Source organism: Pseudomonas sp. P4795, from assembly GCF_048822895.1.
Lineage (GTDB): Bacteria > Pseudomonadota > Gammaproteobacteria > Pseudomonadales > Pseudomonadaceae > Aquipseudomonas.
Map to the genome: position 1 here is coordinate 178968 of NZ_JBMFBT010000006.1, position 11747 is coordinate 190714.

13 protein-coding genes and 4 tRNA genes are annotated in these 11747 nt (G+C 56.8%); 13 read left to right on the forward strand and 4 right to left on the reverse strand.

Features of this window, described 5'->3' with window-relative positions:
• Nucleotides 1–203 precede the first annotated feature (203 nt).
• Nucleotides 204–1364, forward strand: a complete 1161-nt coding sequence (locus tag ACOI8A_RS18805; protein ID WP_420650152.1) for an MFS transporter — start codon at nt 204–206, stop codon at nt 1362–1364.
• Here the strand turns inward: ACOI8A_RS18805 and nhaR are convergent.
• Entirely contained in the window at nt 1361–2260 is a 900-nt protein-coding gene (gene nhaR, locus ACOI8A_RS18810) for a transcriptional activator NhaR (RefSeq protein WP_420650151.1), read from the reverse strand. The two genes, ACOI8A_RS18805 and nhaR, sit on opposite strands and share 4 nt — an antisense overlap.
• Nucleotides 2261–2405: 145 nt before the next feature.
• On the opposite strand from nhaR, the gene ACOI8A_RS18815 reads away from it, so the two are divergent.
• Both ACOI8A_RS18815 and ACOI8A_RS18820 read left to right on the forward strand, forming a co-directional pair.
• A complete protein-coding gene (locus tag ACOI8A_RS18815) occupies nt 2406–2648 on the forward strand; it encodes a hypothetical protein (RefSeq protein WP_420650150.1) in 243 nt (80 codons plus the stop codon).
• A 31-nt stretch (nt 2649–2679) separates the two neighbouring features.
• Entirely contained in the window at nt 2680–3429 is a 750-nt protein-coding gene (locus ACOI8A_RS18820) for a TerC family protein (protein WP_420650149.1), read from the forward strand.
• A 78-nt stretch (nt 3430–3507) separates the two neighbouring features.
• On the opposite strand, the gene ACOI8A_RS18825 is transcribed toward ACOI8A_RS18820, so the two are convergent.
• Nucleotides 3508–3675: a hypothetical protein gene (locus tag ACOI8A_RS18825; RefSeq protein ID WP_420650148.1), complete on the reverse strand. Its 168-nt coding sequence runs from the start codon at nt 3673–3675 to the stop codon at nt 3508–3510.
• A gap of 236 nt (nt 3676–3911) precedes the next feature.
• Between ACOI8A_RS18825 and ACOI8A_RS18830 the strand changes: the two genes are divergently transcribed.
• The 3 genes from ACOI8A_RS18830 (at nt 3912) to ACOI8A_RS18840 (ending at nt 5090) form a co-directional block, all read left to right on the forward strand.
• Nucleotides 3912–4571 carry a peptidase C39 family protein gene (locus tag ACOI8A_RS18830; RefSeq protein ID WP_420650147.1) on the forward strand — a complete coding sequence of 220 codons (660 nt, stop codon included), beginning with the start codon at nt 3912–3914 and terminating at the stop codon, nt 4569–4571.
• A 93-nt stretch (nt 4572–4664) separates the two neighbouring features.
• On the forward strand, nt 4665–4871 hold the full coding sequence (locus ACOI8A_RS18835) for a DUF6021 family protein (protein ID WP_420650146.1): 207 nt from the start codon (nt 4665–4667) through the stop codon (nt 4869–4871).
• A gap of 12 nt (nt 4872–4883) precedes the next feature.
• Nucleotides 4884–5090 (forward strand): hypothetical protein, encoded by a 207-nt coding sequence (locus ACOI8A_RS18840; RefSeq protein ID WP_420650145.1) that lies wholly within the window; start codon nt 4884–4886, stop codon nt 5088–5090.
• Between the two features lie 66 nt (nt 5091–5156).
• Here the strand turns inward: ACOI8A_RS18840 and pbpG are convergent, their stop codons facing one another.
• Both pbpG and folD read right to left on the reverse strand, forming a co-directional pair.
• Nucleotides 5157–6095 carry a D-alanyl-D-alanine endopeptidase gene (gene pbpG, locus ACOI8A_RS18845; protein ID WP_420650144.1) on the reverse strand — a complete coding sequence of 313 codons (939 nt, stop codon included), beginning with the start codon at nt 6093–6095 and terminating at the stop codon, nt 5157–5159.
• A 228-nt stretch (nt 6096–6323) separates the two neighbouring features.
• On the reverse strand, nt 6324–7178 hold the full coding sequence (folD, locus tag ACOI8A_RS18850) for a bifunctional methylenetetrahydrofolate dehydrogenase/methenyltetrahydrofolate cyclohydrolase FolD (RefSeq protein WP_420650143.1): 855 nt from the start codon (nt 7176–7178) through the stop codon (nt 6324–6326).
• 274 nt (nt 7179–7452) lie between these two features.
• Here folD and ACOI8A_RS18855 point away from each other — a divergent pair.
• The 7 genes from ACOI8A_RS18855 (at nt 7453) to clpX (ending at nt 11693) form a co-directional block, all read left to right on the forward strand.
• A tRNA-Arg gene (locus tag ACOI8A_RS18855) sits at nt 7453–7529 on the forward strand.
• Nucleotides 7530–7561: 32 nt separating this feature from the next.
• Nucleotides 7562–7637, forward strand: a tRNA-His gene (locus tag ACOI8A_RS18860).
• Nucleotides 7638–7693: 56 nt separating this feature from the next.
• A tRNA-Leu gene (locus ACOI8A_RS18865) sits at nt 7694–7778 on the forward strand.
• Nucleotides 7779–7859: 81 nt separating this feature from the next.
• Nucleotides 7860–7935: transfer RNA gene (locus tag ACOI8A_RS18870), tRNA-His, on the forward strand.
• A 323-nt stretch (nt 7936–8258) separates the two neighbouring features.
• Nucleotides 8259–9569 carry a trigger factor gene (gene tig, locus ACOI8A_RS18875; RefSeq protein WP_420650142.1) on the forward strand — a complete coding sequence of 437 codons (1311 nt, stop codon included), beginning with the start codon at nt 8259–8261 and terminating at the stop codon, nt 9567–9569.
• A 92-nt stretch (nt 9570–9661) separates the two neighbouring features.
• Nucleotides 9662–10297, forward strand: a complete 636-nt coding sequence (gene clpP, locus ACOI8A_RS18880) for an ATP-dependent Clp endopeptidase proteolytic subunit ClpP (RefSeq protein ID WP_122839346.1) — start codon at nt 9662–9664, stop codon at nt 10295–10297.
• 112 nt (nt 10298–10409) lie between these two features.
• Nucleotides 10410–11693 (forward strand): ATP-dependent Clp protease ATP-binding subunit ClpX, encoded by a 1284-nt coding sequence (clpX, locus tag ACOI8A_RS18885; protein WP_007901798.1) that lies wholly within the window; start codon nt 10410–10412, stop codon nt 11691–11693.
• Nucleotides 11694–11747 lie beyond the last annotated feature (54 nt).

The window sequence follows — 11747 nt, forward strand, 5'->3', positions numbered from 1 at the left end:
TTTTGCAGGGCGCGGACTTTATCACAGCGTCATCCCGATCCTTCAGGCATGTGACGATCTGCCACTTGATTGATCTACAACATAGACAGGTTTGTGCAAGTCAGCCTGGAAACACTCTGTTAAGATTCGCCATCCTCATTTTCAAGTTCTGCCAGCGCACCCTTCGGGTCAGCGCTGGTGTAGTCGTTTTGCTGGAGTTCCTCATGCTGTTGCCCATCCTTCTGTTGTCCGCCGCCGGGTTTACGGTGCTGACCACGGAATTCGTCATCGTCGGCCTGCTGCCGGCGATTGCCCGAGACCTGGAAGTCACCATCCCGCAAGCCGGATTGCTGGTGACTCTATTCGCTTTCACCGTGGCCTTGTTCGGTCCATTTTTGACCGCATATTTCGCCCGCTTCGAACGGCGCAAACTGTTTATCAGCATCCTGATCATGTTTGGTCTGGCCAACACGGTGGCGGCGCTGGCACCGAATATCTGGGTGATGGCGGTTGCCCGCTTGATTCCGGCGCTGGGCTTGCCCGTGTTCTGGGCCTTGGCCAGTGAGACGGCGGTAGACATCTCCGGCCCGGATTTCGCCGGCCGCGCGATTGCCAAGATCGGCTTTGGCATTGTCTGCGCTACGGTTTTCGGCATCCCGGTGGGCACGCTGATTTCCGATGCGTTCGGCTGGCGCAGTGCCTTCGGCATTCTGGCGGTGATCGCGTTTGCCAAAGCGTTATTGCTGTTTGTTTATCTGCCGCAAACCAGTCTGCATCAACATCAGGTCAGCTTCCGCTCGCAGTTCAAAATCCTGCGCAGCCCGCTGATGATCGGCCATGTCGTGCTGTCGATCCTGGTGTTTAGCGGCATGTTTACCGCTTACACGTATTTGGCGGACATCCTTGAGCGGCTGGCCGGTTTCGATGGCACCGTGGTCGGCTGGTGCCTGATGGGCTTCGGCGCCGTGGGCTTGATCGGCAACTCACTGGGCGGGCGCGCGGTGGATCGTCACCCGCTGATGGCGTCGGTGATGTTCTGTGCGTTCATGATTCCGGGAATGGTCGCGCTGGTGCCGAACATTCATTCGTCGCTGGGTCTCGCGGCGGCGATGGCTATCTGGGGTGTGACTCAGGCAGCGCTGTTTCTGGTCAGCCATGTGCGTTTAATGAAAGCTGCACCTGAAGCGCCGGCGTTTGCCGCGTCGTTGAACATTGCCGGGGCCAACCTCGGGATTGGTCTGGGCGCGATGATCGGCGGCCGAGTGATCGACAGCGCGGGTCTGGGCTTCCTCGGTTTCGCTGCGTCCGGCTTCATTCTGTTGTCGATCTTCCTCGCCATGGTGTTGATGGCGTTGAAGCCGCGTGAAGTCTGCGCGGCGGCCTAAACAGCAGTAAACAGTTCGCGTCGGGCACCTTCGGTAATCGCAACGATGCCGGGGTGCTTGACCTTGCGCTCCACCGAGATCGCATAGAACGACTCGCTCACTGCATCGGTCTGGCCGATTACCTCCACGTTGTACTGGCGCTGCACCTCATCGGCAATCACGCTCGGGCCGATGAAAATCCCGCTGCCGGACTGACCAAACGCCTGCATCAGGGCGCTGTCATCGAACTCCCCGACAATTCTTGGCTGAATCTGCAGCTCGGCGAACCAGCGCTGCAAGCGGCTGCGCACCACCGATTCCGCGCCGGGAATCAGTAACGGGGCGCCGTGCAGGCTGCGTGGGAAATCCTGGCCGTAGTGCGCCGCCAGATCGGTCGTGGCGAAAAAACTGATGCCGCACTCGCCGAGTTTCTGGCTATAGCCCTTGATGTCCAAATGCGAGGGCATCGGGCTGTCGGAGATCACCAGGTCGAGGCGCTGGATCGCCAGATCCGCCAGCAAGCGTTCGAGTTTGTCCTCGCGGCACGTAATGCGCAGCGGTTCGCTGAGCTCCATGGTCGGCGCGATCAGGCGGTAGACGATGGATTTCGGGACCACGTCTGCCACGCCTACCCGGAACAGAATCTGCTGCTCGTTGGGCTGCGCGCGCAGCATCAGTTCCAGATCGCCGCCGATTTGAAACATCTGCTCGGCAAGGGGCAGGGCCTGGCGCCCGGCCTCGGTCAGCTCAAGTTGCCGGCCAACGCGCTGAAACAACTCGATTCCATAAGTTTGTTCGAGCAGGGAAATCTGCCCGCTGATGGTTTGCGGCGTCAGGTTCAGCTGTTCGCAGGCGCGCACGATGCTGCCGGTCTTGGCTACCACCCAGAAGTAATGCAGTTGTCGGTAATTGAGCATGGCGTTCAGTCCGCGAGTACAGTTCGTATAAACCGAAGTATAGCCGCTAAAAATACGAATTTTCCTGAACTGTTCATCTCCCTAGAATGCCCAGCCATCAACGGCCGGTTTGGATGGCCCGTCTGGTCTATTAAAGGGATGCATGATGAAACTCAAAATGACTGCTTTGCTGTTTACGTCTTTACTGGTCCTGGCCGGTTGCGATCAGGCTGAAAAGAGTGCCCAGCAACTCATGGGGCAAGCGGCTGACGCGGCCAAGCAAGCCATCGACGACACGCATAAAGCTGCAGAATCGGCGCTCAGCGACGCTACTGGCGGCCTGATCAGCAAAAAAGAACAATCGGAAGAAGATGCGGAGAAATCCGAATCGTCCTCCCAAGAAATCTAAATCGTCTTAAACAGAGAGTCAGGACTGACCCATGGAATATCTGATTGAACTCGCCAGCAGCCCCACTGCTTGGGTAGCTTTGGCCACACTGGTGGTGATGGAGATCGTGCTCGGCATCGATAACCTGATCTTTATCTCGATCCTGACCAACAAGCTGCCCGAGCAGCACCGGCAGAAAGCGCGGCGCATTGGTATCGGCATGGCGCTGATCCTGCGACTGGCGTTGCTCAGTACCATCGCGTTTATCGTGCAGTTGACCGCGCCAGTGCTGGAAATCCTCGGCCATGCGTTCTCGTGGAAGGACATGATCCTGATTGCCGGCGGTCTATTCCTGTTGTGGAAAGCCACCACCGAAATCCATCACAGCATGGACCCGGCGCCGGACGATCCGAAGTCGGCTACTTCGACCGTGACCTTGGGTTTCGCCGCGGCGATTGGTCAGATCCTGTTGCTCGACCTGGTGTTCTCGATCGACAGCATTATTACCGCTGTCGGCATGACCGAGCATTTGCCGATCATGATCATCGCGGTAGTGGTATCGGTACTGGTGATGCTGTTGGCGGCTGATCCGCTGGCCAAGTTCATCAACGACAACCCGACGGTGGTGATGCTGGCTCTGGGCTTCCTGATCATGATCGGCATGACGCTGATCGCCGAAGGCTTCGGCGCCCACGTCCCGAAAGGTTATGTGTATGCGGCCATGGCGTTCTCGGCAGCGATTGAAGTGCTGAACATGCTCTCGCGGCGCGCCCGGCAGAAGAAGCTGACTGCTCAAGCGTAATCGCTGAAGACCACAAGGCCGCCTGAACTCGCAAGAGCTCAGGCGGCCTTTTTTGTTTATGTGGATTTTTGCAGGAAATCAGTGCGCAGTGACAGGGCGCACATGGTGCTCCTGGCTTTTGTCGACCGGTGCCGATTGCACCGGATGATGGTGGCGTCGAGAAATCCGCAGCACTCCCCACAACATGGCGGCGGCCACGGCCAGCCAGCCGGCGATCAGCATTACGATGGTCATGGTCAGGCTCATCTGTGCCTCCTCTTCGCCCTGCATCGGGCGCACGCTTGTTCTTCATTCAGTCTTTAATAACGACAGTCTAGTCGTTGCTGTGTTTCAGGCTATTGACCAAAGGTCGCGGGCGACCAATCACTTTGCTCTATGTAATCGATGCGTCTGGTGTTTCGGGCTATACCGCAGGCTTGAGCCGTCCTATGATCGTGGCCCAAGCCGGAACACGATGACCGGCGCCTGAACAGAGAGCGACGATGGTGCAGCTATTTTCTCGAATTCGTGCGGCAACGTTGGTGGCGGGGTGCGTGGTGGCATTGGCTGGTTGTGCCGGCAGCGTGACCCCAGAGGTACAGCGTCTGCCGGAACGGGTCGAGCTCAGTGGCACGTTTTATCGCGGCCAGGCCAATCAGAGCGGGCCGCAGGTACTGGCAAGCTTGTTGGCGCAACAGGGCATATCGATTACCCCGGGAATGCTGGAAAAACCGCTGCACTTGCCGGGCGCGGAAGATAAGTTGCAGCAGAACTTGCAGAGCCTTGCCCGTGAATACGGCATGGTCGTCTACCCGCTGGACGGAACGCTGCCGGCGTTGCTGACTCAGGTGGCAGCGGGATATCCGGTGATGGTGCGTTTCAAGGAAGGCTCGGCGTTCTGGGCTGAACCGCGCTACGCGATCTTGTCCGGCTACGATCGCAACAAGCAGACCGTGCTGCTGCGGGCCGGGATGAACCGGCGTACGTTGATGAATTTCAGCAGTTTCGAGTCAGCGCTGGAGTGGGCGGTGCTGATCCAGAAGCCCTCGCAGATTCCGGCGGCAGTCGATCAGCAGCGTTGGCTGAAAGCCGCTGATGACCTGGCGCAGGCTGGCCAGGAGCGCGAAGCGGCGCAGGCACGCAAGGCGTTGGCGACTCACTGAACCCCGTTCGTCGTTTGCCGGGCACCCCGCTGTGTGGCAAGTCTCCTATAAGGAAGCGCCCGGCATTTCCGGGCCATGTCCCAGGAGGCGAACATGGCAAATCCCCAATCCCCCAGCGGCCCGCACTCATCGGAGCACTCCTCCGGAAATGATCTCGGATTCGATCCGGACTCGCCGGATGTCGACGATCCGCAAGTCGATCCCATCGGCCCGGCCAAGGCACCGAAGGACGTGGAAGCGGATGATGACGGCAAGCGTCCAGCCAAGCCCTACGACCCGTTGGCCAATCTGAAACCTTGATGGGAGGTGCGTATGAGTACCGATTCAAGCTTCGATGATAAAAAACCTGACAGCGTGCCGACCACGCCGGAGTCCGACGTCGATCCAGTACTCGATCCGGACAGTCCGATGCGCGATCCGATGGCGCGCCCGGCAGTCGTGACCACCGAGCATCCGCGTGATCCGAGCGCGGGCGATGGCATTCCGGATGACGACAAGATGCCGCTGCCTAACGACTAAAGTCGAGTCGAAAAAAAGCCCCGAATTCGGGGCTTTTTCCTTTGCCGCAGTTTATCTGGAAGCTTCTTACTTGGACGCTTCGATCACACCGCTTTGGCGACTCTTGAGGTTCTTGTCGGACTTGTACTGCAGCGCCACGGCCGGCGCAGTGGCGCTCTTGCCTGTTTCCACCCAGCTACGGATGCGGCTGGCATCGGCGAAGTGTGTGTATTTGCCGAATGCATCGAGAATCACCAGCGCCACCGGGCGGTTGCCCATTTTGGTCACCAGTACCAGGCAATGTCCGGCCTGGTTGGTGAAGCCCGTCTTGGTGATCTTGATGTCCCAGTTGTCCTTGTTCACCAGATGGTTGGTGTTGCGAAAACCCAAGGTGTAATTGGGCTTGCGAAACGCCACGGTTTTTTCTTTGGTGCTGGTCAATTGAACGAGCAGCGGTTGCTTTTGCGCCGCCATCAACAGCTTGCTCAGGTCGCGGGCGGTGGAGACGTTGCGTGGTGACAGGCCGGTCGGTTCGACAAAGTGCGTATGGGTCATCCCCAGCGCCTTGGCCTTGGCGTTCATCGCGGCGATGAAGGCTGCATAGCCACCCGGATAGTGATGGGCGAGGCTGGCAGCGGCGCGGTTTTCCGAGGACATCAGGGCGATCAGCAGCATCTCGCGTCGCGGCAGTTCACTTTTCAGTTTGACCCGCGAGAACACACCCTTCATTTCCGGGGTACTGCTGATATCGATGTTGATCCATTCATCCATGTTCTGCCGGGCTTCGGCAACCACCAGGCCGGTCATCAATTTGCTCACTGAGGCAATCGGCACGATCACGTCCGGGTTGCTGGAATAAATGACTTTGTTGGTCTGCAGGTCCATGAGCAGGGCGCTGCCCGAGGCGATTTTCAGTTGCTTGGCATCACGAGGCGCAGCGGTGGTTTCGGCGGCATTGGCCGCTGGCGTGATGAGCGTGCCTGACAAGACGAAAACCAGGCTCAGGAGAGAAAGACGAATATTCACGCAGGCGAACTCATAAAGGTTGGAAATGCCGTTATTTGTAACGGTATATGTCTCAAAGCGCCGCATTGTAGAAGTATGGTCGAAGAACTGTCGATGGTTGTTCGAAAGGCATGAAAAACTTGTGAAAAGCCCTGTAAAAAGAGAGGTTTCCGGCGAACGGTAAAGGTTTTTTCGAGGACATCAAAAACCCCGCACGGGGCGGGGTTCTTGTGGTGTCAAAAACACGACTCAGCTGTGCAGTGTTTCCGCTGCATAGAGGGTGTTTTCCAGCAGGCAGGCGCGGGTCATCGGGCCAACGCCGCCAGGTACTGGAGTGATCCAGCCGGCGCGGGGCAGGGCGGTTTCGTAGACGACGTCACCGACCAGTTTGCCGTCGTCCTGACGGTTGATGCCGACGTCGATCACGATCGCGCCTTGCTTGATCCACTCGCCCTTGACCAGGCCCGGCTTGCCGGCGGCAACCACCACCAGATCAGCACGGCCGACGTGGCCCGCCAGATCCTTGGTGAAACGGTGAGTGACGGTCACGGTGCAACCGGCCAGCAGCAACTCCATGGCCATCGGGCGACCGACGATGTTGGAAGCGCCGACAACGACTGCGTCCATTCCGTACAGATCGACGCCAGTGCTTTCCAGCAGCGCCATGATGCCTTTCGGGGTGCACGGGCGCAGCAGCGGAATGCGTTGAGCCAGACGGCCGACGTTATAAGGATGGAAGCCATCGACGTCTTTGTCCGGGCGGATGCGCTCGAGCAGTTTCGAGGCGTCCAGATGTTCTGGCAGCGGAAGCTGCAGTAGGATGCCGTCGATTGCCGGGTCTTCGTTGAGGCGATCGATCAGATCGGTCAGCGCGTCTTGAGTGGTTTCGGCGGGCAGGTCGTAGGCCTGGGATATAAAGCCGACTTCCTCGCAGTCTTTACGCTTGTGCGAGACATAAACCTGAGAGGCAGGATCGCTGCCGACCAGGATCACCGCGAGGCCTGGAGTGCGCAGACCTTGCTGGCGACGCTCGGCAACTCGTTTGGCGATCTGCTGACGCAGGCTGGCGGCGATCGATTTGCCGTCGATTAGTTGTGCAGTCATTGCGCGTGATTAACCATCGAGAGGGGAAAAAAAGAGAACGCATTCTCGCATGTCAGGCGGTGAGGGCAAAGGCGCTTGGTCAGCAAATTCCCCTAAGCCCTTTAATTAAATGAATTTTTTTTAAAAAGGATTTGACGACCTTGGGAGCGCTCTATACTATTCGTCGCACTTGTCGGGCACAGCCTAGCACTGGTTAAGAAGGTCGAGCAGGATTAACGTTCTGCGAAACTGGAAAGCACTTAGTTTGTAGTCCTCCAAGGGTACAGCTAACAAGGCGCCCGTAGCTCAGCTGGATAGAGCATCCGCCTTCTAAGCGGATGGTCGCAGGTTCGAGTCCTGCCGGGTGCGCCATTAGGCAGCATTGGCACAAGTAGCGCGATATGGTGGGCGTAGCTCAGTTGGTAGAGCACGGGATTGTGACTCCCGTTGTCGTGGGTTCGATCCCCATCGTCCACCCCATATTTCGAAAAGCGCCAGATTTAACGGTCTGGCGTTTTTGTTTTAAAGCTTCATCTGCGGATGTGGTGGAATTGGTAGACACACTGGATTTAGGTTCCAGCGTCGCAAGACGTAAGAGTTCGAGTCTCTTCATCCGCACCAATTAAAGCTTCATTCAAGCCGCAGGCCTGGTGAGGTTCAACAAAGAAGTGAAGTTGTCTGTCTTCTTTGTAACGCAATATGGTGGGCGTAGCTCAGTTGGTAGAGCACGGGATTGTGACTCCCGTTGTCGTGGGTTCGATCCCCATCGTCCACCCCATATTTCGAAAGGCGCCAGATTTAACAGTCTGGCGCCTTTTTTGTTTTACGGATTCGAAATTCGGCGATCGCCGGTTTCGGGTTGCAGAAAGGGCGATGCGTTGGCGTTTCTATATATAGAAGAGGTCGCTGCAGAGCCTTGGCGAGATTAGCTGTATTGCGAACAGGACAGGGCGCAAACCGTTTGTCCCTGCCTTCAAATTGCCTGCTGTTTTTTTACCCGTTTTCAGTAGGGTGACTTCTTGAGTTTGACCCACTAGAATGCATGCCCTTGATTCTGGGGTCGGAAACGGCCGGCTAACGTCTGTGCAACGAGGAATATCCATGCAAGTTTCTGTTGAAAATACTACTGCTCTTGAGCGCCGCATGAGTGTCACCGTGCCGGCGGAGAAAATTGAGAGCCAGGTAACCAAGCGTCTGCAGCAGACCGCCCAAAAGGCCAAGATCGCTGGCTTCCGTCCAGGCAAAGTGCCAATGAGCGAAATCAAGCGCCGCTTCGGTGCTGATGCGCGCCAGGAAGCTGTAGGCGACGTGATCCAGTCCTCCTTCTACGAAGCTGTGGTTGAGCAGAAACTGAGCCCGGCTGGTTCGCCGTCGATCGAGCCTAAGTCGATCGTTGAAGGCAAAGACCTGGAATACGTTGCTGTATTCGAAGTGTTCCCAGAGTTCAAAGTTGCCGACTTCGACGCCATCACCGTTGAGCGCCTGAGCGCTGACGTGGCTGACGCCGATCTGGACAAGATGCTCGACATCCTGCGCAAGCAGAACACCCGTTTTGAAGTGGCCGATCGCGCTGCCCAGAACGAAGACCAGCTGAACATCGATTTCGTCGGCAAGGTTGACGGCGAAGTGTTCGCTGGCGGTTCCGCCAAAGGCACTCAGCTGGTAATCGGTTCCGGCCGTATGATCCCGGGCTTCGAAGAAGGCCTGGTTGGCGCTAAAGCTGGCGAAGAGCGCGTTCTGAACCTGACCTTCCCAGAGGACTATCAGAACCTGGACCTGGCTGGCAAAACCGCCGAGTTCACCGTTGCCGTCAACACCGTTTCCGAGCCAAAACTGCCTGAGCTGAACGAAGAGTTCTTCGCGCAATTCGGCATCAAGGAAAGCGGCATCGACGGCTTCCGCACCGAAGTTCGCAAGAACATGGAGCGTGAACTGCGTCAGGCAATCAAGTCGAAAGTAAAAAATCAGGTAATGGACGGTCTGCTGGCCACCAACCCGATCGAAGTGCCTAAAGCTCTGCTGTCCAACGAAGTTGACCGTCTGCGCGTGCAGGCTGTTCAGCAATTCGGCGGCAACATCAAGCCTGATCAACTGCCGGCCGAGCTGTTCGAAGAACAAGCCAAGCGTCGTGTAGTACTGGGTCTGATCGTGGCTGAAGTGGTCAAGCAATTCGACCTCAAGCCTGACGACGCTCGCGTTCGCGAAATGATTCAGGAAATGGCTTCGGCTTACCAAGAGCCTGAGCAGGTCGTATCGTGGTACTACAAGAACGAGCAGCAGCTGAACGAAGTCCGTTCGGTTGTGCTTGAAGAACAAGTTGTGGATACTGTTCTGCAGAAAGCTAGCGTGACCGACAAATCGGTCTCTTACGAAGAAGCGGTCAAGCCGGTAGAAGCTCCAACAGCCGACTGATTGTTTTTGCGTTAGAAGAACACACCATAAGCCAGCTCTCGAGCTGGCTTATGCGTATTCAAGACATAACTATTTGGGAGCGACTGCAGAGCATGTTCCGTAATTCTTATATTCAGCAGAACTCTGATATCCAGGCCGCAGGCGGCCTGGTCCCGATGGTTGTCGAGCAATCCGCTCGTGGCGAACGCGCCTATGACATCTATTCGCGCCTTCTCAAGGAGCGAGTGATCTTTCTGGTTGGTCCGGTAGAGGACTACATGGCCAACCTGATTTGTGCGCAATTGCTGTTCCTTGAAGCGGAAAACCCGGACAAGGACATCCATCTCTACATCAACTCGCCAGGCGGTTCGGTGACAGCGGGCATGTCGATCTACGACACCATGCAGTTCATCAAGCCGAATGTATCGACTACCTGCATTGGTCAAGCGTGCAGCATGGGCGCGTTCCTGCTGACCGCCGGTGCGCCGGGCAAGCGCTTCTGCCTGCCGAACTCGCGTGTGATGATTCACCAGCCATTGGGCGGTTTCCAGGGCCAGGCTTCGGATATCGAAATCCATGCCAAGGAAATCCTGTTCATTCGTGAGCGCCTCAACACGCTGATGGCCAAGCACAGCGGGCATACGCTCGAAGAAATCGAGCGCGACACCAACCGCGACAATTTCATGAGTGCTGAAGCCGCGCGTGCGTATGGGTTGATCGATGAAGTGATCGCCCAGCGTCCAGCTTAAAATAAGCAGCTCAAAATAGGGCTGGTCGGCTTGTCCGATCACCTGCGGGCTTGAAAAAGCCCGCAATAGCCTTCATCTTGTGTTGCAAGCCTATCGGATTTGGATCGAACGAATGACTGACACCCGCAACGGCGAGGACAACGGCAAGCTGCTCTATTGCTCCTTCTGTGGCAAAAGCCAGCATGAAGTGCGCAAATTGATTGCCGGCCCCTCGGTCTTTATCTGCGACGAGTGCGTCGACCTGTGCAATGACATCATCCGCGAGGAGGTGCAGGAAGCCCAGGCCGAAAGCAGCGCGCATAAATTGCCTTCGCCTAAAGAAATCAGCGGCATCCTTGATCAGTATGTGATTGGTCAGGAGCGTGCGAAGAAGGTTCTGGCCGTAGCGGTGTACAACCACTACAAGCGCTTGAACCAGCGTGACAAAAAGAATGACGACGTCGAACTCGGCAAGAGCAACATCCTGCTGATCGGCCCGACAGGCTCGGGTAAAACCCTGCTTGCCGAAACTCTGGCGCGCTTGCTGAACGTTCCGTTCACCATCGCCGACGCAACCACCCTCACCGAGGCGGGTTACGTGGGTGAAGATGTCGAGAACATCATTCAGAAGCTGCTGCAGAAGTGCGACTACGACGTAGAAAAAGCCCAGATGGGCATTGTCTACATCGATGAAATCGACAAGATTTCACGCAAGTCCGACAACCCGTCGATCACCCGGGACGTTTCCGGTGAAGGCGTGCAGCAGGCCTTGCTCAAGTTGATCGAAGGCACGGTCGCTTCCGTTCCGCCGCAAGGTGGGCGCAAGCATCCGCAGCAGGAATTCCTGCAGGTTGACACCCGTAATATCCTGTTCATCTGCGGTGGTGCGTTTTCCGGTCTGGAGAAAGTCATCCAGAATCGGTCCACCAAAGGTGGCATCGGTTTCAACGCCGAAGTTCGCAGCAAGGAAGAAGGCAAGAAGGTCGGTGAATCCCTGCGTGAAGTCGAGCCTGACGATCTGGTCAAGTTCGGTCTGATCCCGGAATTCGTTGGTCGTCTGCCGGTTCTGGCGACACTGGATGAGCTGGATGAGGCTGCGTTGATGCAGATCCTCACCGAGCCGAAAAATGCTCTGACCAAACAGTATGCCAAGCTGTTCGAGATGGAAGGCGTCGACCTGGAATTCCGTGCCGACGCACTGAAATCCGTCGCTAAGCGTGCCCTGGAACGTAAAACCGGTGCCCGTGGTCTGCGTTCGATTCTCGAAGGTGTGCTGCTCGACACGATGTATGAAATCCCCTCGCAGTCCGAGGTGAGCAAAGTCGTGATCGATGAAAGCGTGATCGAAGGCAAGTCCAAGCCACTGTATATCTACGAAAACAGTGAGCCGACTGCCAAGGCAGCGCCGGACGCTTAAGCGTTCAGCCTGCTGGAGTAAAGAAGGGGCCTTCGGGCCTCTTTTTTTTTAAGA

What these genes read in the sequence shown, in the direction of transcription:
- tig (WP_420650142.1), top strand. Translation starts at nt 8,259, where the DNA reads ATGCAAGTTTCTGTTGAAAATACTACTGCTCTTGAGCGCCGCATGAGT.
- clpP (WP_122839346.1), top strand. Translation starts at nt 9,662, where the DNA reads ATGTTCCGTAATTCTTATATTCAGCAGAACTCTGATATCCAGGCCGCA.
- ACOI8A_RS18820 (WP_420650149.1), top strand. Translation starts at nt 2,680, where the DNA reads ATGGAATATCTGATTGAACTCGCCAGCAGCCCCACTGCTTGGGTAGCT.
- ACOI8A_RS18805 (WP_420650152.1), top strand. Translation starts at nt 204, where the DNA reads ATGCTGTTGCCCATCCTTCTGTTGTCCGCCGCCGGGTTTACGGTGCTG.
- nhaR (WP_420650151.1), bottom strand. Translation starts at nt 2,260, where the DNA reads ATGCTCAATTACCGACAACTGCATTACTTCTGGGTGGTAGCCAAGACC.
- ACOI8A_RS18825 (WP_420650148.1), bottom strand. Translation starts at nt 3,675, where the DNA reads ATGAGCCTGACCATGACCATCGTAATGCTGATCGCCGGCTGGCTGGCC.
- ACOI8A_RS18830 (WP_420650147.1), top strand. Translation starts at nt 3,912, where the DNA reads ATGGTGCAGCTATTTTCTCGAATTCGTGCGGCAACGTTGGTGGCGGGG.
- clpX (WP_007901798.1), top strand. Translation starts at nt 10,410, where the DNA reads ATGACTGACACCCGCAACGGCGAGGACAACGGCAAGCTGCTCTATTGC.
- folD (WP_420650143.1), bottom strand. Translation starts at nt 7,178, where the DNA reads ATGACTGCACAACTAATCGACGGCAAATCGATCGCCGCCAGCCTGCGT.
- ACOI8A_RS18815 (WP_420650150.1), top strand. Translation starts at nt 2,406, where the DNA reads ATGAAACTCAAAATGACTGCTTTGCTGTTTACGTCTTTACTGGTCCTG.
- ACOI8A_RS18835 (WP_420650146.1), top strand. Translation starts at nt 4,665, where the DNA reads ATGGCAAATCCCCAATCCCCCAGCGGCCCGCACTCATCGGAGCACTCC.
- ACOI8A_RS18840 (WP_420650145.1), top strand. Translation starts at nt 4,884, where the DNA reads ATGAGTACCGATTCAAGCTTCGATGATAAAAAACCTGACAGCGTGCCG.